Genomic DNA, 23755 nt, shown 5'->3' with positions numbered 1-23755 from the left:
AGGGCCTGGATCAGCACATTGGGCACCCCACTCAAACCGAACCCGCCCACCGCCAGCGACGCACCCTCCGGCACATCCACCACCGCCTCAACGGCGGAACGCATCACCTTGTCCATCAGGCGGCCGCCAGATCGGAGGGGTGCTGAGCCAGCGGCGTCACGTCGACGGTCATGTACGAGAACAGGGGGAGGTTCCACAGGATCCGGTGCAGTGCCTCGTTGTCGGCGACGTCGAAGACGCTGACATTGGCGTACTGCCCGACGCACCGCCAGATGTGCACCCACTCCCCCGACTTCTGCAGGTCCTGGCAGTAGGCCTTCTCACGGGCCACCAGGTCCGCGCGGACCTCGGGGTCGAGGTCGCGCGGAATCGCCACGTCCATCCGCACTGCGAAGAGCACGGCCGGTCACACCCTGTCGAGGACGAAGTCGTAGGTGACCTCGCGGCCGCGGCCGTCGGGCACCGGGGAGGGGGCGAGGATCAGTTCGGGCTTCACGGCGGAGGCGATGTCGTCCGCGACGTGGCTGCCGCCCTCGAAGTAGAGCTGGGTGGTGATGAGTTGGTGGCCGGGTGCCGAAACCTTCAGGTGCAGGTGTGCGGGGCGCCAGGCGTGCCAGCCGGCCGCCGCGATGAGCCTGCCGCAGGAGCCGTCGGTCGGGATCTGGTACGGGGCCGGTTCGATGGTGTGGATCCAGAAGTGGCCGGTGTCGTCGGCCGTGACCGTGCCGCGCAGGTTCCACTCGGGCAGGCTGGGCGCGAACTGCGAGTAGTAGCCGTCGTTGTCGGCGTGCCAGATCTCCACGGTGGCGCCGGTGAGCGGGGTGCCGTCGACGGAGCGGACCTGGCCCTGGAAGAGGAGCGGGGTGCCGTCCTCGCCCTCGCGCATCGGGAGGGTGGCCTCGGCGGGCAGGCTCGGTGACTCGGGGATGTAGTAGGGGCCCTCGATGGTGCCCTTGCTGCCCTCGCGGTTCTCGTTGGCGACCTCCTCGACGACATGCTCCAGCCACACGTCGAGGAAGAGCGGCCACTCACCGTCCTCGCCGACCTGGATGAGCCACGACTTCAGGGCGTCGTACTCGTCGTAGGTGACCTTGTGCCGGCGGATGATGTCGTGGGCAGCGGTGAGGAGTTCGGTGACCAGGGTGTCCACGCGCTTGGTCTCGACGTCGGCCGCTACGGCTCGCTGCTTGGCGCGGAACTGCTCGGTGGCGGCGGCTCCGGAGGCGGCCGCGGTGGCCTGGTCCGTGATGGTGTCGGTCATTGTCTTCCCGTCCCTTGGAAACATCTCGGATGACGTGTCAGGTGTCCTGGCGGTAGCGCGCCAGCTTGTCGGGGTCGATGTCGACGCCGAGCCCGGCGCCTTCGCGCGGGCGCAGGGTGCCGTGCTCGATGGTCAGCGGCTCGGTGAGGAGGTCGTCGGTCATGTCCAGGAAGTTGGACAGTTCACCCGCGTGCCGGGAGGTGCTGCGGTGGGCGGCACCGAAGGTGACGGTGCACAACGTGCCGATCTGGCCGTCGATCTGATTGCCCATCACCACCTCCACGCCGAGTCCCTCGCACTCGTGCAGCACACGCTGGGAGGCGGTGAAGCCGGTGCGGGCGGTCTTGATGCTGATGGCAGTGGCGGAACCGCCGAGGAGTTCGCGGGTCACCTCGGCGGCCCGGGTGGCGCTCTCGTCGGCGATGAAGGGGATGGGGCTCTGTGCGACGAGCCAGCGACGGCCCAGCACGTCGTCGGCGGGACAGAGTTCCTCGGCGAAGGTCAGGCCCAGGTCGGCCATCTCCCGCAGGGCGCGCGCCGATTCGGAGGCCGTCCAGCCGCGGTTGCCGTCGATATAGAGGTCGACGTCCGGGCCGAGGGCCTCCCGCAGGGCCCGGCAGGCGGCCACGTCCTCGCCGTAGGGCTGCCGTCCGACCTTCACCTTGAAGGTGGTGATGCCGTACGTGTCCCGGATGCGTTCGGCGTCGGCGACCATCTCGGCGGCCGGCGCGAAGCCGACCATGTGGCTGACCCGCATGCGGTCTGTGTAGCCGCCGAGCAGTCCGCAGACCGGCAGGCCCGCGGCCTGGCCGAGGATGTCCCAAAGGGCCATGTCGATGGCCGACTTGGCGGCCGGGTTGCCGACGGTCCGCTCCAGCCGCTCGTGGACGGCTTCGCGTTCCAGTGCCGTCAGGCCCACCAGCTGCGGGGCGAAGATCTTGTCGATGACGGCGACGATCGACTCCTGCGTCTCGCCGTACGTGTACGGACGGGGCGGGGCCTCGGCCGTGCCGACCAGGCCCTCGTCGGTGTGCACCCGGACCAGGACGTGGTCGGCGGTGTGCGCCTCGCCGCTGGCGAACTTCAGGGGTTTCTCGTACGGGATGGCGAAGGGGATGGCCTCCACCTTGACGATCTTCATGCCGCTCCTTCAAGGAACATGTCGTTCCGCTCCAGCACCTTGAGGACGTTGAGCAGCAACGGGGACTCGTCGTCCGCGCGCCAGGCCAGCACCAGCGGCACCGTCAGCGCGTCCTCGATGTCCTTGCACACCACGCCCTCCCGGGGCGCGGAGCGGATGGACTCCGGCAGGACCGCGACGCCCAGGCCCGCCGCCACCAGGGCGAGTGCGGCGGAGGTCTCGGTGATCTCGTAGGCGAGGTGCGGGTAGAAGCCGGCGGCCAGGCAGCTGCGGACGACGGCGTCGTTGAGCACGGAGCCGAGGGTGGCGCCGTACATGATGAAGTCCTCGTGCCTGAGCTGCTCGATCCGGACGACGTCGTCCTCGGCGAGCCGGTGTTCGGCGGGTACGGCCGCGACGAGCCGCTCGTCGGCCAGCGGGCGGTGGGTGATGCCCTCCTGGCGGACCGGCGGGCGCAGGACGCCGACGTCGAGGCGGCGCTCGATCAGCCCGAGCTCCTGGGCGGGCGTGAGCATCTCGGTGTGCACCTCCATCATCACGTGCGGCAGCTCCTTCTTCAGCAGGCGTGCCAGGGCTGGCAGTTGGCGGTACGAGGCGGCGCCCGTCAGGCCGACCCGGAGCACCCCCTCCACGCCCTCCGCGAAGCGGCCCACCCGCGTCACCGCCTCGTCGACGGCTTTGAGGATGTGCTCCACGTCGGTACGGAACACCTCGCCGGCGCCGGTCAGCGTGACCTGCCGGGTGGTGCGGGCGAAGAGCTCCACGCCCAGTTCCGACTCCAGGCGGCGGATCGCCTGGGAGAGCGGGGGCTGGGCCATGTGCAGGCGTTCCGCTGCCTTTCCGAAATGGCGTGTCTCGGCGACGGCCGCGAAATACCGAAGGTGCCTGAGCTCCATCGGGCTGCCCCTTTCCTTTTCGGGGCCCTCGAATGCGTTCAGCGTAGAGAGGGGATCCCATACGACACAAATACCTGATTGCAGCTTATTGAGACGCTGCTGATATCAATACCCCCCTGGGTCACCCCCTCGTGGAAGTCGCCGCCAACGGTGTGCACCCGGTCCGGCGCAATGTCTTCACCTACGAGGAGCTCTTCGAGTCCGGGCCGTGGTCATCTCCCGTGACAAGCAAGGCGAGTTGCACTGCCTGATCAATGCGTGCGGCCATCGGGGCGCGATGATGTGCCGCCGGAAGCTGAAGGTGAAGGACCCCCGCGAGGGGGGTTACCCGGAACAGTTCAACGACGGCGACTGGAGGCTCCGGGCGAAGAACGGCGCCGCCGCACCTCCGGCGGCCGGCAGCGACATGGCGAATGCGGTCGCCGATGTCGCCACCGCACCGGGCAGCGTTCTGCGGGACGCGCGCGCGTCCGGGGGATCGCCCAGCGCTTCACACGTGACGGACCAGCTCCTTCGTGCGGCTCGAATCGTGCGCTGCCACAGTCGTCACCGGGCGCCGTACGGTCTACGGCCGGTGCGCAGCCTGAGCTTGCGCGCAGCGAAGGCTGCTCCCTTACTCAGTCGGGTCGCCGGCCTAGGTGGCCGCCTGGCCGCTGTCCCTGTGAGCGCCCCAGCCGTGCCAGCGCTCGACCTCGATCCACGCGCTGACACGGGCGCGGACCCGGTCGGGGTAGGGCTTGCCGGTGTAGTGGGTGCAGATGCGGTCGATGTCGGCCAGGCCCTCGTCGCCGTACATCTCCACGACCCGGCCGATGACGGTGACGTGTGTGGACCAGTCGTCGCCGTCGAGGACGGTGAGCGTCACGCGGGGGTCCCGGCGCAGATGCCTGAGACGGACACGTCCCTCGTCCAGGCTGATCAGGGCACGGCCGTCCTCCCACACGTACCAGGTGGGAGTGGAGACAGGTGCGCCGTCCGGGCGCAGGGTGGCCATGACGGCCGGATTGGCGCGGCTCAGCAGGTCCTGGGCATCGGGCGGAAGGGGCGGCTTGGACATGGGGCCTCCTCAGGCGTGGGCTTCGCAACCGGCGGAGCGTGCGGGGAATGCGGCGGTCATGTCCACCGGGTGCACCCTTCGCAGATCACTGACACACCCGAAGCGCTACCACTTCGCACCACGCGTTACCCCGACCGGCCGGACTCGTCGGCCACCAATCCCGCCATGACCCGCTGCACCGACCCGGTTCGACCACACTCAGGACGACACTGAACACGTGGAGCAGCCCGGAAGAGAGCGAGATGAACACGATGGCCGATCTGCCCGAGGTGGTGTCGCGCGAGGAGTGGCTCGGCGCCCGCAAGGAACTGCTGGCACGGGAGAAGGAGCTCACCCGGCTGCGGGACCGCGTCAACGCCGAGCGGCGCCGGCTGCCGATGGTCCGTGTCGACAAGCCGTACGCCTTCGACGGGCCGGAGGGGCAGCTGAGCCTCCTCGACCTGTTCGAGGGCCGGCCCCAGCTGGTCATGCACCACTTCATGTGGATCTACGACATCGATGCCGACGGCACCGAGCACCCGCGCGCGACCGGCTGCTCCAGCTGCTCCTCCGCCGCCGACCAGATCGGCAGGCTGCGGCAGCTGCACGTCCGTAACACCACCCTGGTCGCGGTGTCCCGGGCGCCGTATCCGACGATCGACGCGTTCCGGGAGCGGATGGGGTGGACGTTCCCCTGGTACTCCTCGGCCGGCAGCGACTTCAACTACGACTTCCACGCGTCGGTCGACGAACGGGTGGCGCCGGTGCGGATCTTCCACCGCGACGAGGCCGAGCTGTCCGAGGCCGGAATGCCGTGGTCACCGGATCTTCGCGGCGACTGGCCGGGCATCAGCGCGTTCCTGCGGGTCGGGGACGAGGTCTTCCACACCTACTCGACGTTCGGCCGTGGCATCGAGGAGTTCCACAACGGCTATCCGTGGCTCGACCTCACCGCGCTCGGGCGCCAGGAGGAGTGGGAGGAGCCGACGGGCCGCGCGGTCCCGCTCGGTCTCCAGGTCGGCGGGCCCGCTCTGCGCCTGCCGGACGAATATGACGCATGAAAAGGCCTGTTGGCCGGAACTCACCCAGGTGTGACCACTGTTGACCGGTGAAAGCTGAGAATGATTCAGTTACCAGTGGTAATGCCTTGCCCTTACGCCACACTTGCCCGTAGACCTTGCTCGACGATCTGCCGTGGCTCTGGGGGGAGTTATCGCATGCAAGGCACGATTGACGGGTTCCGCTATGGCGCGGTGACCCCGGTGGCGGCCTATCTCATGGCCTGCCTGGGAGGGGCACTGGGACTGCGCTGCATCGTCCGGTCCCTCGTCAACGAACAATCCTGGAAAGCCGGTTGGCTGGCGCTGGGCGCCGCGTCGATCGGCAGCGGCATCTGGACGATGCACTTCATCGCCATGCTCGGCTTCCAGGTCGAGCAGACCGGAATCCGCTACGACACGGGACTGACTCTGCTGAGCCTGGCCGTGGCGATCCTCGTGGTCGGTGTCGGCGTCTTCATCGTCGGCTACCGGGGCTCCGGCAAGTTCACCTTGGCCGTCGCCGGCGTCATCACCGGTATCGGCGTCGCCGTGATGCACTACATCGGCATGGCCGCGATGCGGATGAACGGAGACATCCGGTACGCGACGTCCACCGTCGTCCTGTCGGTCCTCATCGGAATCGTCGCGGCGACTGCCGCGCTCTGGGCGGCCGTCACCATCCGGGGTTTCCTGGCGAGCCTCGGCGCCAGTCTGGTCATGGGAGTGGCGGTGTCCGGCATGCACTACACGGCCATGGCCGCCGTCAGCGTCCATGTGCACGGCAACGGCAGTACGGCCTGGTCCGGCGACTCGCCCTCCTCGCTGTTGTTCCCCATGCTCCTGGGGCCGGCCGTGTTCCTGCTGCTGGCCGGTGTGGTGGTCATGTTCGACCCGCTGCTGGTGCTGGGCGACGGCGAGTGGAGCGGCTCGGGTTCACGGTCGCGCTTCAAGTCGCCGTCCCGCCGGACCTCCGCGGCCAAAACACCGGAACCCGTTCCGGAACACGGCACCGCCCTCTTCGGCGGCCCCGTCATTTCCGCCCGCCCCAGGCAGGGGGACTACGGACCGGCCGCGGCCGCCACGCCGCAGTGGGCGCCGCCGCCGACCAGCGACGAGTGGTGAACCACCGCCCCTGCTCCGCAGCTCCGGTGCGGCAGAGGCGGACAACTCCACGGACACGGCAGCTCCTTGCCCGCCCTCGCCGCACCGACTGTGCACACCCCTTCCGCTTCTCCGCTTGATCGTTGTTACGGTTCACCGGTGTCTGACTCTTCACGCGATACCGCCGAAGGCGCCGGCTGGGGCGTCGCCGAGCGCGGCGAGTACAAGCAACTGATGCCGGCCAAGGTCCAGAAGCTCTCCTGGCTCGACCCCCGGACGCTGTGGGCCGCTCGCAACGGCGTACTGGCCTCCTGGTTCGGCGATCCCACGGGCCACACGCGCGGCAGATGGGTGGGCCAGCGCGAGGCCGCCGGCGCACCCGCCGACAAGGTGATCCGGCGCGCGGACGCCGACCGGTTCTCCTTCATGGTCATCGGGGACACCGGAGAAGGTGACGATCCCCAATACGCCGTCGTGCCAGGCTTCCTGAGGATCAGTCAGGGCACGGACTTCGCGGTGATCGCCAGCGACGTGATCTATCCCGTCGGCACCGCGGACGACTACGGCACGAAGTTCTTCCGCCCCTACCAGGACTACCGGGCGCCCATCTACGCGATACCGGGCAACCACGACTGGTACGAGGGCCTGGGCGGGTTCATGCGCGTCTTCTGCGGCGACGCCCCTCCCCTCGCCCCGGAACCGGCACCGCGCCCCCTGACCCGGGCCTGGGCACGCAACCTCCTCTGGCACCGTCCACGCGCGAAGGACGGCCAACACCTCGACCGGGCACGGGAGTTGCGGTCCTCACCCACCCAACAGGCGGTACAGCCGGGCCCGTACTGGGCCGTCGACGCGGGACCGCTGCGCATCATAGGCATCGACACCGGCCTGCTCGGCACCATCGACGCCGAACAGGGCGCCTGGCTGCGCGAGGTGTCCAAGGGCCCCCGCCCGAAGATCCTCGTCACCGGCTCGCCCCTCTACGTCGACGGGGAGCACCACCCCTGCACCATCGAGGGCGGCCACGGCACCGTCGACGACATCGTCCGCGACCCCGACCACCACTACGTGGCGGCGATAGGCGGCGACATCCACAACTACCAGCGCTACCCGGTCGAGGTGGACGACCGCACCATCCAGTACGTCGTCTCCGGCGGCGGCGGTGCGTTCATGCACGCCACCCACACCATCCCCCGCGTCGACATCGCGAACGTCACCGAGAAGGACTTCCGCTGCTATCCGCTGCGCGGTGACTCCCTCGCCTTCTACAGCGGGCTCTACGGCCGCCGGCTGCGTCTGCGGCGCCTGTTCGGCCTCTCCGAGGACGAGGCCATGGCCGTGATCGCCGAGCGGCTTGGCATCCGGCCGACCCGCACCCCGGACGGGCCGGTGCGCGTCACCCGCCGCGCCCGCATCGTGGCCAGCCTGCTCGGCGCCGGCGGCCGCCCCGACCGCACCTCGCGCTTCCGCCTGCCGGTGCGCAAGATCTACACGCAGCTGTTCTCACCGAGTTCGGCGACGTACAGCCCGCCCTTCTTCAAGTGCTTCCTGCGTCTGGACGTCACCCCGGACGCCGTCCACCTGCGCTGCTTCGCCGCCACCGGCAACCGCGCCCAGGAGATCGATCCGCCCGTCGAGGACGAGGTGATCATCCCCCTGACCTGAGCCGCGGCGCGGGAACACCGCAGGGCACGGGGAGGTTGGCACTGCCGTACGCGATGGAACGATCAACGACGGAGGGGCCCATGCCGCCGACCTCACGCCCCCTGCGCAAGCTGGGCTTCCTCACCATCGGGCTGTTCGACGAGAGGGACCCGCGCCGGGGGCACGAGTCGACGCTGGAGATCATCGAGCTCGGCGAGCGGCTCGGCTTCGACAGCGCCTGGCTGCGGCACCGCCATCTCCAGTACGGCATCTCCTCCCCGGTCGCGGTCATGGCGGCGGCCTCGCAGCGCACCAGCCGCATCGAACTCGGCACGGCGGTCATACCGCTCGGCTGGGAGAACCCGCTGCGGCTGGCCGAGGACCTGGCGACGGCCGACGTCCTGTCCGGCGGCCGCGTCAACCCGGGCGTGAGCGTCGGCCCGCCGATGCACTACGACCAGGTCAAGGAGGCGCTGTACCCGGACACGGGCGACGCGGAGGACTTCTCCTACGAGCGCGTACGGCGCCTGCTCGACTTCGTACGGGGCAAGAGCGTCACGGACTTCAGCGGTGCCGAGGGCTTGGAGGCCACGCGGCGGAAGCCGCACATCGAATACAGCTCCGGCCGGGTGCAGCCCCACTCCCCCGGCCTGGGCCGCCGTATGTGGTACGGCGGCGGCAGCCTGGGATCGGCGCGTTGGGCCGGTGAGCAGGGCATGAACTTCCTGACCAGCAGCGTCGTGAAGGCGGAGGAGGCGGACGGCCCCGGGTTCGACTTCGCGCAGATCCAGCTCTCGCACATCCGTGCCTTCCGCGCCCACCACCCCGACGGAGAAGCGGCGCGTGTCTCACAGGGCCTGGTCGTCATCCCCACCGACTCCGCGTCGGCGGCGCAGCGGGCCAAGTACGAGGAGTACGCGGCCGGTCGGATGCCCCGCACGACCTCGCCCCAGGGTCCGGCGCGCCTGCTGTTCGCACCGGACATCGTCGGCACGTCGCAGGAGATCGCCGAACGCCTCGACGCCCACGCCGCGTTCCGCGAGGTGGACGAGGTGGCGTTCGCGCTGCCGTTCACCTTCGAGCACGAGGACTATGTGCAGATCCTCACCGACATGGCCACGAAGCTCGGCCCGGCGCTGGGTCGCCGGCCGTCCGACTAGCCTCACCAGCGTCCGGGTTCAGGCCCTACGATCGGCTCGGACGACCCGCCGTCCACCCCGAGCGGAACATCCCCGGTCAGCATCACGCGGTGCATGATCCGGGGATGGTCGAGGTGGGCGTTGTCGCTGGGGGCGAGGTGGATCGTGGCCCGGTTGTCCCAGAAGGCCACGCTGCCCGGCTCCCAGCGCAAGCGCACCGTGTACTCGGGCCGCACCGCCTGCTCCAGCAACATGTCCAGGACGGCCCGGCTCTCCGGGCGGGAGACGCCGGTGATCTGCTCGACGTAGTACCCGTTGACGAACAGCACCCGCTCGCCCGTCTCCGGGTGCACGCGCACCAGCGGATGCACCGAGGCGACCTGGTGGTCCAGCAGATGGCGCAGATACGAGTCGTCGCCGGGCCGCGGCTGGTAGCCCACGCCGAGCCGGTGCTCGGCCCGCAGACCGTCGACGAACTCCCGTACCGGAGCGGACAGTCCGGCATACGCGGCCGCGAGGTTCGACCAGGTGGTGTCACCTCCGTACGGCGGCACCGTCTCGGCGCGCAGGATGGTCGCGGCCGGCGGGTCGATGCGGGCACCGTGGTCGCAGTGCCAGCCGCGCAGCAGTGTGTGCCGGCGACGCTGCAGCCACTCGTCGTGCTCCATTCCGAACCTCCCGCCCAGCTCCAGCCGGTCGGCGGTCGTCTCGACCTCGGGAAAGTCCGGCGGCGAGGCACTGCCCCGCTTGCCCAGCACGACCGGCTCCCCGAACCGGCGCGCGAACGCCACATGCCCCGCGTGGTCCAGCCGCTGCCCACGGAAGAACACCACCTTCCAGCGCAGCATTGCCGCCCGGATCGCGCCGACCACGGCATCGTCGAGCTCACCGGCCAGATCGACACCCGAGATCTCGGCACCGATGTGCCCGGCGACCGGTCGCACCTCGATCCCCGCGGCCCGTGCCGCCTGCGTCACCGTGTCCCGCTCCGTCGTCATACGCGCTCCGATGCTCGTCGGTCCGGTATCCGATCTTCGCAGGGAGGCGGAGCCACGACGACCGTGACGGCCCTCTACACCGTGAACTCCCGTATCACCGTGTTCCGGAACACCGCCGATCCGTCGATCGTGAACAGGGCCACCCCGGTGTCGATCAGGTACGGGAACACCACACTGGAGTGCACATACCGGCCGTCGTCGACGTACATCTCGACGGACGTGCGGTCGACGAGGATGCGGAGTTCGACCGTGCCCGCGGACCGGTCGAACGGGGAGTGGCTCTCCTGCCACTTGCCGGAGGAGTCCGGGTTGACGGTGTTGCGGCGGTTGAGGAAGGCGAAGTCGCCGTAGACGCCGGCGTCGATGTGCCGGCCGCCGTCGGGTGAGCGCCGCAACTGCACTCCCGCACCGGTGAGTTGGTCCCACGTGACCTCGGTGGTGAGCTCGTAGGAGATGCCCCTGTAGTCGAGCAACTCGGTGCCGTTCACGGTCACGTCGCCGAGATTCACCGTGCGGGAGACGTGGGCGTCGAGTCCGGAAACGGGCCGGGAGGCGAGGTGGTAACCGCCGGAGGCACCGGGCTTCAGGGTCACCTCGCGGACCACGGAGTCCGTGCCGTTGAAGCCGTCGCAGTCGATGGTGGGGGTGGTGCCCGCGTAGTCCCAGTTGTTCAGCCAGCCGATGGCGTACCGGGTGCTCGGGTCGATCGCGCCCTTCGCGTCCCGCTTCTCGAAGGTGACCGCGCCGTACCAGTCCCAGCCGTGGTCGAGCCACTGCGGTTCCGCGGCGTCGGCGGTGAACGCGCTGCCGTCGAAGGAACCCGTCCAGTACGCATAGGTGTTGGGCAGCCCCGCGCCCTTGCCGTTGGCGCTGACGCCGAGCACCCACTTCGCCGTGCCGTCCCCGGCGGTGATGCGGAACAGGTCGGGGCACTCCAGCGTGCCGATCCCGTCCTTGACGTAACCGCCCGCGTACGTCCACGACTTGAGGTCGTCCGAGTGGTAGAAGCCCACCTTGGTGCCCTCGGCGAGCGCCATCACCCAGCGGTCGCGGTCCTCGTCGCGGATCACCTTGGGGTCGCGGAAGTCGGCGCCGGCGCCCGGGCTGGGCAGGACGGCCTCGGTGCCGTGGTTGGTGAAGGAACGCCCGCCGTCGGTGGAGTAGTACAGGAACTGCGCCTGATGGTCGGTGCCGCCGCCGGGCGACATGGTCGCGATGACGATCACCGCACCGGCGCCGAAGCCGGCCGTGTTGTCCGCGTCCACCACCGCCGAGCCGGACCAGACATCGCCGTTGACGGTCGTGTCCTTGGGCACGGCGACGCCGCGGTCCGTGAAGGAGACCAGGTCGGAGGTGGTGGCGAGGCGCCAGGCCGTGCCCACCGCGCCGGTGAGGTAGTCGGCGTTGTAGAGGTAGTAGTAGTGGTACTCGCCGTCGATCCAGACCGGGCGCTGCGGGTCGTTCTTCCAGGCGTCGGGGACCGTGAAGTGGTAGGCGGCGCGATAGCTCGCGCAACTCGCCCCGGCCGCCTTGGGTTTGGCGGCGGCCGGTGGTGCGGGCAGCAGCGCGGCGGCTCCCCCGGCGGTCGTTCCGGCCAGCAGGGCTCTCCTGGACATCCCACGCATCACTCGTCGTTCCTCTCGGACGAAGACGGCTCATGTGATGCAGGACTCTGGGACCTAACTCGTTAAAGGTCAAGTCGTCCCGACCCTTGACAGGGCACTGCCGCGCTTCCCATCATCTGGGACGTCAACCCTGATCTAACACGAGTTAGGCCCTCAGATGACCGACTCGCACCTCCCCCGCCGCACACTGCTGCGGTACGGCGCCTACGGGGCGGGAGCCGCCGCCCTGGCCGGCACCGCCGCGAGCTGGGACCGGCTCACCGGAGCCGACATCCCCGGGCGCGACGACGGCTCCCTCGTCGTCGCCACCCTCGGCCCCGCCTACGGCCCGGAGGCCATCCGCACGCTCACCGAGGGCTTCCGGAAAGTGCACCCGGACATCAAGCTCCGGATCAACGCGGTGCAGGCCGTCGACTGGTCGGACTTCTTCGCCAAGATCCTCACCCAGATCGCCGCGGGTACCGCACCCGACCTGGTCTACGTCGCCACCGAGGGCGTGCAGCTCTTCGCGCAGCGTCTCGGGGTCGCGCTGGACCCCTGGGTCAAGAGAGACGCGGCCGAGCTGAAGGAGTACTTCGCCGACGTCCACCCCTCGCTGGTCGAGTCGATGATGTACGAGGGGCACCTGTACCAGCTGCCGGTCGAGTTCAACGCCGCCGACATGTACCTCGACCGGCAGGTGCTGCGCCGGGCGGGTGCGGACCTCCCCGCACCGGACTGGACCCGCGACGACTTCACCGCGCTGCTGCGGGACATGAAGAGGTCGAGCGGCTCCCAGTTCACGCCGTACTTCTGGACCAACCGGCTGTGGGGCGGTGTCGTGCCCTGGCTCTTCGCCAACGGCACCAACCTGCTCAAGGAGTCCAAGGCCCCCGGCGGCTCCTGGCTGTGGGACTCCTTCTACCCGGCCGCCCAGCGCCAGGGCCGCGGCGGCGGCTTCCGCTGGACGACCCCGCAGGCCACCGAAGAGCGGGTCGAGGAGGCGTACGACTACCTCGCCTCCCTCATCCAGGAGAACCTCTGCACCCGCCCGGAGGGCGGCAACGGCCAGAACCTCGTCGGCGTCTTCTCCACCGGCCGCGTCGGCGTCACACCCGCGGGCGGCTTCTGGGCGGGCGGTCTGCATCTGGCCGGGATGAAGTCCGACGTCTTCGACGTGCAGTACTTCCCGCGCTGGCGCACCCAGCGCCACCAGTTCGGCGCCGCGGGATACGCGCTGCTACGCACCTCCAAGAAGCAGGCGGAAGCCTGGGAGTTCATCAAGTACGCGGCCCGCAGGGACACCCTGATGCGGCTGTTCGACACCAACCAGACCACCCCGGCGCGCCGTTCGATGCTGACCGCCGCCCGCTACCAGGAGTCCGGCCCGAAGCACTGGCAGGTCTTCTACGACACCCTCGACAAGTTCCCCGACACCGGGCCCATCCCCGCCCCGCCGCAGGTCGCGGAGGTGACCGAGGTGCTGCTGAAGCACACCGGCACCGCTCTCGCCTCGCGGCGCTCGGTGCGCCCCGCGCTGCGCCGGATGCAGGGCGACCTGGAGCAGGCCATGGAGCGTGACGTATGACGAACACCCAGGTTCCCGCCGTACGGCCGCGGGCCGCCACGCCGGCCGTGGACGTACCGCGGCGCTCGCCCCTGCACACGCGCGGCACGCGGTGGCTGGCCGCGCTGTTCCTCGCACCGACCGTCGTCGGCATCGTCGTCTTCACGGTCGTGCCGATCGTCGGCTCCATCGTGCTGAGCCTGTTCCACTGGAACGTGATCGATCCGCCGAGCTGGGCGGGGCTCGCCAACTACCGCGCGGTGTTCACGGATTCGACGGTGCGCGTGTCGTTCCTCAACACCCTCGTCTTCATGGTGTTCGCGGTCACCGCCCAACTCCTGGTCGCCCTGGCGCTCGCCCTCACCCTGAACGGGCGGATGCCGACGTGGCTGCGCTCGGTGTTCCGCTCTGCGTTCTTCTTCCCGCTGGTGCTGTCCGCCGCCTCCATCTCGGTCGTCATGAAGTACCTGTTCAACCAGGACTTCGGGGTGGTGAACTGGCTGCTCGGGCTGGTCGGCATCGCACCGGTGCCCTGGCTGACGTCGGAGCACGCGGCGCTGGCCACCGTGGTCCTCGTCTACGTGTGGCAGCAGTTCGGCTTCTCGTTCCTGCTGTTCATCGGCGGACTGAACAACATACCCAAGGAGGTCCACGAAGCGGCCTCCCTGGACGGCGCGACCGGCCTGCGCAAGCACCTGCACGTGACGCTCCCGCTGCTGTCGCCCACGCTGCTGGTCGCGACCGTGGTCGGCGTCATCAACGCCCTTCAGGTCTTCGAGCAGCCGTACGTCCTCACCAACGGCGGGCCCGGCGACTCCACCCGCACCGTCGTGATGGTCATCTACGAGACCGCGTTCGAGCAGCTGCGCTTCGGCGAGGCGTCCGCGGTGGGCGTGCTGCTGTTCGTGCTGATCATGGCGGTGACCGCACTCCAGTTCCGGCTCAGCCGGCGTTTCGTCCACTACCAGTGAGCCGGGTGACTCCCATGAGCCAAGCAACCCTGTCCGTCGGCCGTGCCCGGCACTCTCTCGGGCCGTGGGCGCGCGTCGCCGGCCTGGCCGTGTGCGCGCTGCTGACCCTCGGTCCGGTCATCTACACCATCTCCACGTCCCTGCGCACCCCGGCGGAGTCCTTCGACCTGCCGCCGCAGATCATCCCGAGCCATCCGACCACGGCGGCCTACCGCGGGGTCTTCGACCAGATCGACGTGTGGCTGCTCGCCCTGAACTCCACGCTGGTGACCGCACTGATCGCGGTCGGCCAGATGGTCACGGCGGGGCTGGCCGGGTACGCCTTCGCGCGTCTCGAATTCCGTTTCAAGAAGCCCCTGTTCGGGCTGGTCCTCGCCACCATGATGGTGCCCTTGCAGGTCACGATCGTGCCGGTGTTCCTGGTGCTGAAGTCGATGGGACTCACCGACACGCTGCTCGGCCTGATCATCCCTGCCTTCCCGACCGCGTTCGGCACCTTCCTGATGCGCCAGTACTTCCTCGGCATGCCCAAGGACCTGGGCGAGGCGGCCATGCTGGACGGCGCCGGGCCCTGGCGCATCTTCCGGTCGGTCTACGCGCCTTTGGCCGCGCCCGGCCTCGCCATCGTCGGCGTCCTGGCCTTCAACTATCACTGGAACGAGTTCTTCCGCCCGCTGATCCTCGAGACCTCCGGCCAGAACTACACGCTGCCGCTGGGCCTGGTCTCGCTCCAGGGCAACCTCGGCACGGGCTCCATCTCCGTCGTCCTCGCCGGAGTCGTCCTTTCCATGATCCCCGCCGTCGCCGTGTTCGTCGTCGGCCAGCGTCCTCTGCGCGAGGGCATCACGTCCGCAGGAGTCAACCGTTGAACCTCGACCCCAACGCCCCGCGCTTCAGGGTCCGTCCGCCCGCCGGCTGGATCAACGACCCGAACGGGCCCTTCCGTTGGCGGGATCGCTACCACCTCTTCTACCAGCACAACCCCGACGCGCCCGTGCACGCGAACGTCCACTGGGGCCACGTCTCCAGCCCCGACCTCGCGCACTGGGAGCACCACCCGATCGCGCTCGCCCCGACACCGGGCGGTCCCGACGAGGCGGGCTGCTGGTCCGGCTGCGTCGTGGACGACGACAGCGTGCCGACCGCGGTCTACACGGGCGTGGACCGCCACCACGCCGGCGCCGGCTCGATCTGCCTGGCCCGGGCGGTGGTCCCCGACGACGAGACGCTCACCGACTGGAAACCCCTGCCGGTCCCCGCCGTCTCCGGTCCGCCCGCCGACCTGGACGTGGTCATGTTCCGCGACCCGTTCGTGTTCATCCACGGCGGGCGGCGCTGGGCGCTGGTCGGCGCCGGCCACGAGGACGGCACCCCGTCCGTCCTCCTCTACGACTGCGCCGACCTCACCGACTGGCGGTTCGCCGGCGTCCTCGTCGACGGCCACGACCCGGTGGCGGCCGACGCGTTCGGCGACAAGGCGGTGGGCTGGGAGTGCCCGCAGATGTACGCGACGCCCAGCGGCGACTGGGCACTGGTCCTGTCCCTCTGGGACGGAGACCCGTGCGCCACGGGCTACTTGACGGGCCGTCTCCAGCTCGGTGGAGACGATGAGTTGCGCTTCGAGGCACGAGCCGGGGGCCGGCTGGACCACGGCCGGGACTTCTACGCCCCCGCCGTGCTCCAGGAAGCGGACCGGGCCCTGATGTGGGGCTGGTCCTGGGAGGCCCGCGACCAGAGCGAGGTCGACCGTGCCGGGTGGGCGGGGGTCCTCTCGGCGCCACGGGTCGTGGACGTCCACCCGGACGGCACCCTGCGCGTCGTACCGGCTCCGGAGCTCGAACTCCTGCGTGCAGATGCCCCGTTCGTCACCGCACCCGGCAGCGCGGTACCACTCCCCCAGTCGTACGACCTCACCGTCATCGCACAAGGGCCGACCACCGTGAGCCTGCTGCGCTCCGCCACCGGCGCCGAGATGACGCTGCTGCTGGACCCGGACGCGGGCACGGTGACGCTGGACCGCACCGACTGGCCGCGGACCCGGCCCGAGGGGTCGGCACCCATCGTCGTACGGACAACCGGCAGGCACGTGCGGGTACTTGTCGACGGTTCCCTGCTGGAGGTGTTCGTGGACGACCGCGCGACGCTCACGGAGCGCGTCTACCGGCGGCCGGGGGACGTGGCCGACCTCGTCGTGACGGGCATGGCGGCCACGGTCAGCGGCTGGGAGCTGATCCCGGGACTCCACGGCTGACACCGGACAGGCCACACCCCGGGCGCGGCAGACATCAGCGCGCGCCCCGCCGGTGTGCAGCAGAAGATCGGGGGCCGCCAGGCGGCTGGAGCGTGGCGGTCGACGCCGTCAGTGGGTGGGAGCCGGTCCCACGGACGCTCGGCTGATCACCGGGCATGCGATGCGCCGCGTGGCGGCGGGGGGTGTCCGGCCGGTCTCGATGGAGTCGAGGAGGAGACGGGCGGCGGCCTCGCCCATCGCGCGGTGGGGCAGAGCGACCGTGGTCAGGGGCGGGGTGAGGAACTCCGCCATGTGTTCCTGGTCGTCGTAACCCACCACCGAGAGGTCCCGGGGAACCTCGATGCCCAGCCGGGTCGCGGCGTGCAGGACGCCCGCCGCGACCCGGTCGTTGTAGCAGAAGACGCCGGTCGGGCGGCGGTCGGGCGCGGTGCCGTCGAAGATTCGCGTCGCGCCCTCGTACCCGCCGGAGATCTCGCCGCCCGTGCGCAGGACCCAGTCCTTGGGGACCGTGATGCCCTCGGCCCGCAGGGCGTCGCGGAAGCCGCGCAGCCGCTCGACCGAGGCGATGTCGTCCTGTCCGCCGATCACGGCGACCCTCCGGTGCCCTTCCTCCAGGAGGAGCCGGGCCGCCGTACGGCCCCCGGCGCGTTCGGCCGGGATCACGGCGGGCAGGGAGTCGTCCTCGGGCAGGCAGTTGGCGAGGACGGAGTGGGTGCGGTGCAGGCCCTCGGGGACGCGAACCCGGCGCAGCGACATGGCGGCGTAGATGATGCCGTCCACGCGGCGGTCGAGGAGCTCGGCGACGGCCGCGTCCTCCTTGGCCCGGTCGCCCCCGGAGTCGACGGTGAGCACCAGGTGGTCGTTGTCCCAGGCGGTCTCCATGGCGCCGCGCAGCAGCCGGCCCGCGAAGGGCGTGGACGCGATCTCGTCGGTGACCAGGCCGATCACGGCCGTACGGCGGCTGCGCAGACCGCGGGCGACGGGGTCCGGGCGGTAGCCGAGCTGCACGGCGGCCTGGCGGATGCGCTCCTGGGTGGCTGGCGAGAGGTTGCCCTCGGCGCGGCCGTTGAACACGAAGGAGACCGCGGTGTGCGACACGCCCGCGAGCCGTGCGACGTCCCGTGACGTGGGGCGTCCCGTGCCCGCCGGCCGCTTCTCCTCGGTGCTGCCCATGCCGTCCGCTGCCCTCATCCCCCACCCGTACGGTTGATCACAGCTCACCCTATCCGTGAGGCTGGAGGTACGGCACAGTCGAGGAAAGGTCCCACGGTGATCAGCATCCCGACGCACCACCTCAACGACGGAACGACGCTTCCCGCGCTCGGCCTGGGCACCTGGCCGATGAGCGACGAGGAGGCGGAACGCGCGGTGGCCGAGGCCCTGGGGACGGGCTACCGCCTGGTCGACACGGCCACCAACTACCGCAACGAGTCCGGCGTGGGCCGCGGTGTCGCCCGCAGCGGCGTCCCCCGCGAGGAGATCGTGGTGACGACGAAGCTACCGGGCCGGCACCACGGCTACGAGGAGACCCTCGCCTCCTTCGAGGAGTCCCGCGCGCGCCTCGGCGTGGAGTACGTCGACCTGTACCTGATCCACTGGCCGCTGCCCCGCGTCGACAAGTACGTCGACTCGTGGCGAGCGATGATCAAGCTGCGTGAGGACGGCCTGATCCGCTCGATCGGCGTCTCGAACTTCACCGCCGAGCACATCGAGCGGCTCGAGAAGGAGACCGGGGTGCTTCCGTCCGTCAACCAGATCGAGCTGCACCCCCTCTTCCCGCAGGAGGAGCTGCGCGCCTTCCACGAGACCAAGAACATCCTGACCGAGAGCTGGAGCCCGCTGGGCCGCGGCACCAGCCTGCTCAAGGACCCCGTCATCGTCTCCATCGCCGAGGCCCTTGGCGTGACGCCCGGCCAGGTCGTCCTGCGCTGGCACACCCAGCTGGGCGCGGTCCCCATCCCCAAGTCGTCGGACTCCGTGCGGCAGCGCGAGAACCTCGACGTCTTCGGTTTCGAACTGGGCCCCTCGCAACTCGGTGCTGTCGCCGGGCGGGCCCATCGGCGCATCGGTGGGGACCCTGAGGTGCACGAGGAGTTCTGAGTCACGGGCCGGGTACCCGGCCAACCGCGGAACGGGGTCGTACGGAAGGAGCCGGAGGTGGCCGACCAGGAGAGGCTGCGGGAGTACCACCGCAAGCGCGATTTCGGGCGGACCGCGGAACCGCGGGGTCAGGAGGCCGGCGCGGGCGAGGAACCACGGTTCGTCGTGCAGATCCATGACGCAAGCACCATGCACTTCGACTTCCGGCTCCAGGTCGGCGACGTACTGAAGTCGTGGTCCATCCCCAAGGGCCCCTCCGACGACCCGCACGACAAGCGGCTCGCCGTGCCCACGGAGGACCATCCGCTGGAGTACGAGGAGTTCGAGGGCGTGATCCCGAAGGGCGATTACGGCGGCGGCACCGTGATCGTGTGGGACCACGGCGTGTACGAGCCGCTGAGCCACGACCGGAAAGGGCGGCCCGTCGACTTCGAGGAGTCCCTCGAACACGGGCACGCACGCTTCCGGCTCAAGGGCTCGAAGCTGCACGGCGAGTACGCGCTCACGCGGTTCCGCGGCGGGAAGGACGACGGCGAGGAGGCATGGCTGCTGGTCAGGGCGGGCGGCCAGGCCCAGGGCCACGGGACGCCCGATCCGCGCCGGGCACGCTCTGTGAACAGCGGCCGCACGCTCGCCCAGGTCGCCGCGGACGACGGGGATCGGTGAACAGCGATGGCCGGCGTCCTGGACTCGCTCCCCGACGATCAGCGCAGGCTGCTGCGCGCGGCGCGTCCGGGTGCGGAACTGGCCGCCCGCCCGATGCTGGCCACACTCATTGACGCCTCCACCGCGTGAACGGGGTGGATTCCTGGCTCACGTTGCCTGCGGCCCGGCGGGCGCGCAGGTCTTGCACGATCAGCACCAGCCGGGTTGCAGACCAGCCCGGACCAGCATCACGCGCGCGGAGTTCTTGTCCCGGGGGGACTCGGTTCCGCACGCGGTGCAGGCATACGTTCGTTCGGACAGAGGGAGTGCGTGCTTGGTTCTCGCGCCGCACTGCGCACAGTCCATCGTGGTGTGCGCGGGGTGGACCAGATGGACGATGCGCCCGTGCTTGCGGGCCATCTCCACCAGGGCCTGCTTCGTGGCACCAATCGCCGCGTCGGCCGCTATACGGGCCATGGTGGACTTCGCCAGGAACTTGGGCCGGAAGTCCTCCACCGCCAGGGCGTCATGGTCGCGGACCACGCGCTTGGCCCACTTGCGGGCGGTGTCCTGCCGCTGCCGGGCCACCTTCTGATGCAGCTTGGCGGTCTGCCGCTTCGCCTCCCGATAACCGTGCGAGGCGGCCTGGCCCTTCGCGGGGCGGCGCCGGGCCATCATCCGCTGATAGCGGGCCAGCCTCTGCGCGGCGCTCTTCCCGTGCTGCGGGTGGGGAAGATCGTGGTCGTCGGACGTGGTGGTGGCGGTCTCGCTGACGCCCCAGTCGATCCCGATCACCCGTCCGGTTTCGGGCAGCTGCTCGCTCTGGGCCGCGACGACGAAGGACGCCCACCAGTGACCGACCGCATCCCGGTACACGCGCACCGACGAAGGGGGTGTGGGAAGCGCGCGCGACCACACCGGCCGCACCACGATCTCACCGGCCAGCTGCAGCCGCCCGTCCTTGAGACGAAACCCGCGCCGGGTGTAGTTCAGGCTGGGCAGCGCCTCACGCTTCCTCTTGTACCTCGGCATCCCCGCACGCCGGCGTGCGGGCACACGCGCCGTGATGTCCTTGAGCGCCTTGGCCCGGGACTTCGCGAAGTCGCGGATCACCTGCTGCTGCGGCACCGACGCACCCTCAGCCAGCCACGGCGTCCGGCTGCGAGCCTCGGTCAGCATCTTGTCCAGCTGCGCCGCACCACACGTCACCTTCGCACCGGTCACCCGATGGAGCTGGTGGAGGGCCTTCGCCTTGGCAACCGACTCATTCCAGATCCAGCGGCACCGATCCCACTCGGCCTCCAGCGCACGCCGGGCCGTGCACGACAGGCGCAGCCGGAAGGTGCAGCGGGCATGCCCGCCCTCCCCCACGGTCTGCGCGCCTGTCGTCACGAACCCGAACCTACCGGGCAGGACTGACAGTTGAACCCTATTGATCTTGGTGGGCCTGCGTACCCCGTCCTGTAGCGGCGGGCCCATCGCCCCAGCGGCGATGGACCCGCCCCACTCGCAGGAGTCCGATTCCTCTCCGGCCTGAAGGTCGGAGCATCCTCGAAGGAAACCGGTGATGCCGCGGGTTCAGCCGGTGGTTGAACGTGTTCAAATTCGATGAGAGCATCGTAATCAACTGCTCTGAGGGGGCGACGATGAAGCACAAGCCGGCGCGTCAGCGGGCGACGACCGCGGGAGGGTCCGCCGGGCTCCTTCCCATGTGCCTGCTGTGGGCGGCGGCGGTTGCCGTCAGCCCTTGGCTGCCAATGACCGTGGGCATCCTGGACCTGTCGGGCGTTAGCGCCATCCTGAGTATGCTGATCTGCAGCTTTGTACCTTCTCTGCTGCTGGGGACGCTCCTCGGGCGTGCTCGCGCCTGCCGGCTACTGGCAGCGTGTGGCGCTGCGGGGCCGTGCCTTTGGGCTCTCGACCTCACGGTTTTCAGCGATCCCGATGTCCACGCGTCGAACGCGGTGGCAGTCGCTTTCGCGGGAGTTTTGGGCTTGGTGCTCGTCATCGCCCCTCTCATGGGGGGTGCGGTGGCAGGTCGACTGTGCCGTCGCCCCTACGCGGCTCAATGAGCGACCAACGGCTCGGCGGCCGGCTCGCCTTGCACCGACCGGAGCCGCCGCCACGTACAGCCCGAGGTGGCCACGAAGGTGATCGCGGCCAAGGCTTCACGGTCACCAGCCCGACGCCGCCCTCGCCCTTGGACACTTCACCTCCGTGAGTGGCACCACCCGCCCAAATGAACGATCACGCCCCAGGAAACTACGTCGTAGCCGGGTGTCGAAAGGGTGTCGCCGACGGCGACGGGGGTACTCACCACCTAGGAACCATTGCACAGGGCAACACTGGAGAAGGAAGCCGCCGGGACTCTCGAAGGGGTGTCGGCCGATGGCGACAACGGGCCGCTCGACCGCACGGCTGTGGAGATGGCGGAGCAATCCGCTGCGACGACGCGTCGACGTCGTGGAAGCGTGGATCATTCTCGCGGCATGGCTGTGCGCCATCGCGGGTGGCCTGGTCGCCGCCTGGGTGACAGGCAGCAAGGCCGACGAGGGCTACGACCGGATGCGGGCCGAACACCAGCCGGTGCCCGCGGTCGTCGTGAAACCCGCCAACTCCCAGGCCACCACGGGTCCGACGAGCAATCGGCGAGTACCGGCGACCGTGCGCTGGACCGGCGCCGACGGACACACGCACACCGGCGTCACCCAGGTGAAGACGGGAGTCTCCCCGGGAGACCGGATCAGGGTGTGGACGAACTCGCGTAACCACCTCACAGCCGAGCCCCTGTCCCCCGCCAATGCGATGTTCCAGTCCGCCATGGTGGGTCTCACGGCCGCGGGCGGGACAGGTGTGGTGGTACTGATCGGCATACAGGGCTTGCAGGCAGGCCTGGGCCGACGCCGTATGCACCTGTGGGCCGACGACTGGGAGAAGGCCGACAGGCGGTGGGGCGGAACCATTGTGTGAGGCCTCCGCGAGATCGCCGGAGCGTATGCGGGCGCGCGGGTGCGCAAGGGTGCGCATGGGAACGCATGGGTGCGCATGGGAACGCATGGGTCACCGCACAAGCCTGTGCCGCCGGGCCGGCCCAGGGCTAGGCTGTTGCACACTGCAATGGCCGACGTGGATGCCGCGGCTGTACACCATGCCCAGTCCCACGCCCGGCTGCGAACGAGCCGCACCGAGGTCCGTCGGCCGCGGCACCGGTTGGTAGCCCGTTGAACTTGTCGCATCCCTCGAGCGGAGTTATGACGGGACAAACGCTTCGGCGTGGTGCACGACCGCACATCGGGAGGATCACATGGCCGTAGAGATCCAGCCCCTGCTCAAGCCTTCTCGGCTCAGGCGCCGAGGCGGGTTGTGGGGTGAGTGCCTGGCGGAGTTCCTCGGAACCTTCGTCCTGATCGCCTTTGGTTGCGGTGTGGTGGCGATGGCGGTCGCCGCCCTGCCAGGGTCGGGCCGTACGTCCGGGCCGACGACGTTCTTCATCAGCGCCGGGGACTGGCTGCTGATCACCTGGGGCTGGGCGATGGCGGTCGTCTTCGGCGTGTACGTGGCCGGCGGTGTCAGCGGCGCGCACATCAACCCCGCGGTGACGCTGGCGTTCGCGGTACGCCGCAAGTTCCCCTGGGTCAAGGTCGTGCCCTACTGGATCTCCCAGCTGATCGGGGCATTCGCCGGGGCGGCACTCGTCTACGCCGTCTACCACAACGCGATCAACACCTTCGACCACGCCATGAAGGGCCCCAAGACCAACGGACACACCCTCGCGTCGTTCTCCATCTTCGGCACCTTCCCGGCGCCCTACTTCCACGGCGGCATCTGGGGGCCGCTGATCGACCAGATCGTGGGCACGGCCTTCCTCGTGCTGCTGGTCGTCGCCCTCATCGACCTGCGCAACACCGCGGTGAAGGCGAACCTCGGCCCGCTGCTGGTCGGCTTCGCCGTGGCAGCGATCGGCATGTCCTTCGGCGCGAACGCCGGATACGCCATCAACCCCGCACGCGACCTCGGCCCACGCCTGTTCACCTGGGCCGCCGGCTGGCAGGACCTGGCCATGCCGGGCACCTTGTCCGGCGCCTTCAGCGACTACTTCTGGATACCCATCGTCGGACCACTCATCGGCGGGGTGATCGGCGTGCTGGTGTACGACCTGTTCATCGGCGACGTCCTCCACATCCGCGCCCAGGAGGCCGAACCACCGGAACCCGGCCGGACCAGGCCGGTCACAACGGCGGACGAGGAATAACCGCGCTGACGCTCGCTGAGGGCGGCAGGAACGAGTCCGAAGACACCTGGCGGCTGGGACGGTCTCTCAGCTGCCAGGGCGTCGGCCGGCGAGCCGGTAGAGCACGTAC

Annotated in this window: 22 protein-coding genes and 1 pseudogene; 13 read left to right on the top strand and 10 right to left on the bottom strand. The window is 69.8% G+C overall.

From position 1 onward, the window contains the following. The 6 genes from ACGFYN_RS31515 to ACGFYN_RS31490 all read right to left on the bottom strand — a co-directional run. The coding region (locus tag ACGFYN_RS31515) for a CoA-transferase (RefSeq protein ID WP_393869310.1) at window positions 1-116 on the bottom strand (116 nt) is incomplete at its 3' end. After that, on the bottom strand, window positions 116-400 hold the full coding sequence (gene catC / locus ACGFYN_RS31510; RefSeq protein ID WP_393869298.1) for a muconolactone Delta-isomerase: 285 nt from the start codon (window positions 398-400) through the stop codon (window positions 116-118). The genes catC and ACGFYN_RS31515, both read right to left, overlap by 1 nt. 6 nt (window positions 401-406) lie before the next feature. After that, window positions 407-1261, bottom strand: coding sequence for a catechol 1,2-dioxygenase (gene catA / locus ACGFYN_RS31505; protein ID WP_393869297.1), 855 nt, complete (start codon window positions 1259-1261; stop codon window positions 407-409). Between the two features lie 37 nt (window positions 1262-1298). Then, window positions 1299-2402 carry a mandelate racemase/muconate lactonizing enzyme family protein gene (locus ACGFYN_RS31500; RefSeq protein ID WP_393869296.1) on the bottom strand — a complete coding sequence of 368 codons (1104 nt, stop codon included), beginning with the start codon at window positions 2400-2402 and terminating at the stop codon, window positions 1299-1301. Next, window positions 2399-3298: a LysR substrate-binding domain-containing protein gene (locus ACGFYN_RS31495; protein ID WP_393869295.1), complete on the bottom strand. Its 900-nt coding sequence runs from the start codon at window positions 3296-3298 to the stop codon at window positions 2399-2401. Before ACGFYN_RS31495 ends, ACGFYN_RS31500 begins: the two co-directional genes overlap by 4 nt. A gap of 634 nt (window positions 3299-3932) precedes the next feature. Next, complete coding sequence (locus ACGFYN_RS31490; protein WP_393869294.1) at window positions 3933-4355, bottom strand: PPOX class F420-dependent oxidoreductase; 423 nt, start codon at window positions 4353-4355, stop codon at window positions 3933-3935. A gap of 242 nt (window positions 4356-4597) precedes the next feature. Between ACGFYN_RS31490 and ACGFYN_RS31485 the strand changes: the two genes are divergently transcribed. From ACGFYN_RS31485 to ACGFYN_RS31470, 4 genes are all read left to right on the top strand, one after another. Next, on the top strand, window positions 4598-5395 hold the full coding sequence (locus ACGFYN_RS31485) for a DUF899 domain-containing protein (protein ID WP_393869293.1): 798 nt from the start codon (window positions 4598-4600) through the stop codon (window positions 5393-5395). 156 nt (window positions 5396-5551) lie between these two features. Next, a complete protein-coding gene (locus ACGFYN_RS31480; RefSeq protein WP_393869292.1) occupies window positions 5552-6496 on the top strand; it encodes an MHYT domain-containing protein in 945 nt (314 codons plus the stop codon). A gap of 138 nt (window positions 6497-6634) precedes the next feature. After that, a complete protein-coding gene (locus ACGFYN_RS31475) occupies window positions 6635-8140 on the top strand; it encodes a metallophosphoesterase family protein (protein WP_393869291.1) in 1506 nt (501 codons plus the stop codon). 80 nt (window positions 8141-8220) lie between these two features. Continuing rightward, window positions 8221-9279 (top strand): LLM class flavin-dependent oxidoreductase, encoded by a 1059-nt coding sequence (locus ACGFYN_RS31470; protein WP_393869290.1) that lies wholly within the window; start codon window positions 8221-8223, stop codon window positions 9277-9279. A 2-nt stretch (window positions 9280-9281) separates the two neighbouring features. On the opposite strand, the gene ACGFYN_RS31465 is transcribed toward ACGFYN_RS31470, so the two are convergent. Next, window positions 9282-10256 (bottom strand): TauD/TfdA dioxygenase family protein, encoded by a 975-nt coding sequence (locus tag ACGFYN_RS31465; protein WP_393869289.1) that lies wholly within the window; start codon window positions 10254-10256, stop codon window positions 9282-9284. A gap of 74 nt (window positions 10257-10330) precedes the next feature. Then, window positions 10331-11881, bottom strand: a complete 1551-nt coding sequence (locus ACGFYN_RS31460) for a glycoside hydrolase family 32 protein (protein ID WP_393869288.1) — start codon at window positions 11879-11881, stop codon at window positions 10331-10333. Window positions 11882-12038: 157 nt separating this feature from the next. On the opposite strand from ACGFYN_RS31460, the gene ACGFYN_RS31455 reads away from it, so the two are divergent. The 4 genes from ACGFYN_RS31455 to ACGFYN_RS31440 are packed head-to-tail and all read left to right on the top strand — an operon-like array spanning window position 12039 to window position 16649. Continuing rightward, entirely contained in the window at window positions 12039-13448 is a 1410-nt protein-coding gene (locus ACGFYN_RS31455; RefSeq protein ID WP_393869287.1) for an extracellular solute-binding protein, read from the top strand. Then, on the top strand, window positions 13445-14398 hold the full coding sequence (locus ACGFYN_RS31450; RefSeq protein ID WP_393869286.1) for a carbohydrate ABC transporter permease: 954 nt from the start codon (window positions 13445-13447) through the stop codon (window positions 14396-14398). The genes ACGFYN_RS31455 and ACGFYN_RS31450 overlap by 4 nt, the downstream gene beginning before the upstream one ends. A 14-nt stretch (window positions 14399-14412) precedes the next feature. Next, window positions 14413-15267, top strand: coding sequence for a carbohydrate ABC transporter permease (locus tag ACGFYN_RS31445; RefSeq protein ID WP_393869285.1), 855 nt, complete (start codon window positions 14413-14415; stop codon window positions 15265-15267). Then, window positions 15264-16649 carry a glycoside hydrolase family 32 protein gene (locus ACGFYN_RS31440; RefSeq protein ID WP_393869284.1) on the top strand — a complete coding sequence of 462 codons (1386 nt, stop codon included), beginning with the start codon at window positions 15264-15266 and terminating at the stop codon, window positions 16647-16649. The genes ACGFYN_RS31445 and ACGFYN_RS31440 overlap by 4 nt, the downstream gene beginning before the upstream one ends. Window positions 16650-16757: 108 nt before the next feature. Here the strand turns inward: ACGFYN_RS31440 and ACGFYN_RS31435 are convergent, their stop codons facing one another. After that, the gene (locus tag ACGFYN_RS31435; RefSeq protein WP_393869309.1) at window positions 16758-17822 is read right to left on the bottom strand and encodes a LacI family DNA-binding transcriptional regulator; all 1065 of its coding nucleotides are present in this window, start codon (window positions 17820-17822) and stop codon (window positions 16758-16760) included. A gap of 96 nt (window positions 17823-17918) precedes the next feature. On the opposite strand from ACGFYN_RS31435, the gene ACGFYN_RS31430 reads away from it, so the two are divergent. From ACGFYN_RS31430 to ACGFYN_RS31420, 3 genes are read left to right on the top strand one after another with little or no spacing between them, the layout of a single operon-like run. After that, on the top strand, window positions 17919-18749 hold the full coding sequence (locus ACGFYN_RS31430; protein WP_393869283.1) for an aldo/keto reductase: 831 nt from the start codon (window positions 17919-17921) through the stop codon (window positions 18747-18749). A 57-nt stretch (window positions 18750-18806) separates the two neighbouring features. Continuing rightward, window positions 18807-19415 (top strand): DNA polymerase ligase N-terminal domain-containing protein, encoded by a 609-nt coding sequence (locus tag ACGFYN_RS31425; protein ID WP_393869282.1) that lies wholly within the window; start codon window positions 18807-18809, stop codon window positions 19413-19415. A gap of 6 nt (window positions 19416-19421) precedes the next feature. After that, the gene (locus tag ACGFYN_RS31420) at window positions 19422-19544 is read left to right on the top strand and encodes a hypothetical protein (RefSeq protein WP_393869311.1); all 123 of its coding nucleotides are present in this window, start codon (window positions 19422-19424) and stop codon (window positions 19542-19544) included. A gap of 35 nt (window positions 19545-19579) precedes the next feature. Here the strand turns inward: ACGFYN_RS31420 and ACGFYN_RS31415 are convergent. Next, window positions 19580-20786, bottom strand: a pseudogene (locus ACGFYN_RS31415) (RNA-guided endonuclease InsQ/TnpB family protein); the annotation flags it as partial. 996 nt (window positions 20787-21782) lie between these two features. Here ACGFYN_RS31415 and ACGFYN_RS31410 point away from each other — a divergent pair. Beyond that, entirely contained in the window at window positions 21783-22364 is a 582-nt protein-coding gene (locus tag ACGFYN_RS31410) for a hypothetical protein (protein ID WP_393869281.1), read from the top strand. Window positions 22365-22698: 334 nt separating this feature from the next. Then, window positions 22699-23646 (top strand): MIP/aquaporin family protein, encoded by a 948-nt coding sequence (locus tag ACGFYN_RS31405; RefSeq protein ID WP_393869280.1) that lies wholly within the window; start codon window positions 22699-22701, stop codon window positions 23644-23646. Window positions 23647-23755: the final 109 nt, after the last annotated feature.

Origin of the sequence: Streptomyces sp. NPDC048419, assembly GCF_043200415.1 — a bacterium.
Lineage (GTDB): Bacteria > Actinomycetota > Actinomycetes > Streptomycetales > Streptomycetaceae > Streptomyces.
This window is presented reverse-complemented; position numbering and strand designations above follow the sequence as displayed.

What these genes read in the sequence shown, in the direction of transcription:
- catA (WP_393869297.1), bottom strand. Translation starts at nt 1,261, where the DNA reads ATGACCGACACCATCACGGACCAGGCCACCGCGGCCGCCTCCGGAGCC.
- ACGFYN_RS31500 (WP_393869296.1), bottom strand. Translation starts at nt 2,402, where the DNA reads ATGAAGATCGTCAAGGTGGAGGCCATCCCCTTCGCCATCCCGTACGAG.
- ACGFYN_RS31495 (WP_393869295.1), bottom strand. Translation starts at nt 3,298, where the DNA reads ATGGAGCTCAGGCACCTTCGGTATTTCGCGGCCGTCGCCGAGACACGC.
- ACGFYN_RS31490 (WP_393869294.1), bottom strand. Translation starts at nt 4,355, where the DNA reads ATGTCCAAGCCGCCCCTTCCGCCCGATGCCCAGGACCTGCTGAGCCGC.
- ACGFYN_RS31485 (WP_393869293.1), top strand. Translation starts at nt 4,598, where the DNA reads ATGAACACGATGGCCGATCTGCCCGAGGTGGTGTCGCGCGAGGAGTGG.
- ACGFYN_RS31480 (WP_393869292.1), top strand. Translation starts at nt 5,552, where the DNA reads ATGCAAGGCACGATTGACGGGTTCCGCTATGGCGCGGTGACCCCGGTG.
- ACGFYN_RS31470 (WP_393869290.1), top strand. Translation starts at nt 8,221, where the DNA reads ATGCCGCCGACCTCACGCCCCCTGCGCAAGCTGGGCTTCCTCACCATC.
- ACGFYN_RS31465 (WP_393869289.1), bottom strand. Translation starts at nt 10,256, where the DNA reads ATGACGACGGAGCGGGACACGGTGACGCAGGCGGCACGGGCCGCGGGG.
- ACGFYN_RS31460 (WP_393869288.1), bottom strand. Translation starts at nt 11,881, where the DNA reads ATGCGTGGGATGTCCAGGAGAGCCCTGCTGGCCGGAACGACCGCCGGG.
- ACGFYN_RS31455 (WP_393869287.1), top strand. Translation starts at nt 12,039, where the DNA reads ATGACCGACTCGCACCTCCCCCGCCGCACACTGCTGCGGTACGGCGCC.
- ACGFYN_RS31450 (WP_393869286.1), top strand. Translation starts at nt 13,445, where the DNA reads ATGACGAACACCCAGGTTCCCGCCGTACGGCCGCGGGCCGCCACGCCG.
- ACGFYN_RS31445 (WP_393869285.1), top strand. Translation starts at nt 14,413, where the DNA reads ATGAGCCAAGCAACCCTGTCCGTCGGCCGTGCCCGGCACTCTCTCGGG.
- ACGFYN_RS31435 (WP_393869309.1), bottom strand. Translation starts at nt 17,822, where the DNA reads ATGGGCAGCACCGAGGAGAAGCGGCCGGCGGGCACGGGACGCCCCACG.
- ACGFYN_RS31420 (WP_393869311.1), top strand. Translation starts at nt 19,422, where the DNA reads ATGGCCGGCGTCCTGGACTCGCTCCCCGACGATCAGCGCAGGCTGCTG.
- ACGFYN_RS31410 (WP_393869281.1), top strand. Translation starts at nt 21,783, where the DNA reads ATGGCGACAACGGGCCGCTCGACCGCACGGCTGTGGAGATGGCGGAGC.
- ACGFYN_RS31405 (WP_393869280.1), top strand. Translation starts at nt 22,699, where the DNA reads ATGGCCGTAGAGATCCAGCCCCTGCTCAAGCCTTCTCGGCTCAGGCGC.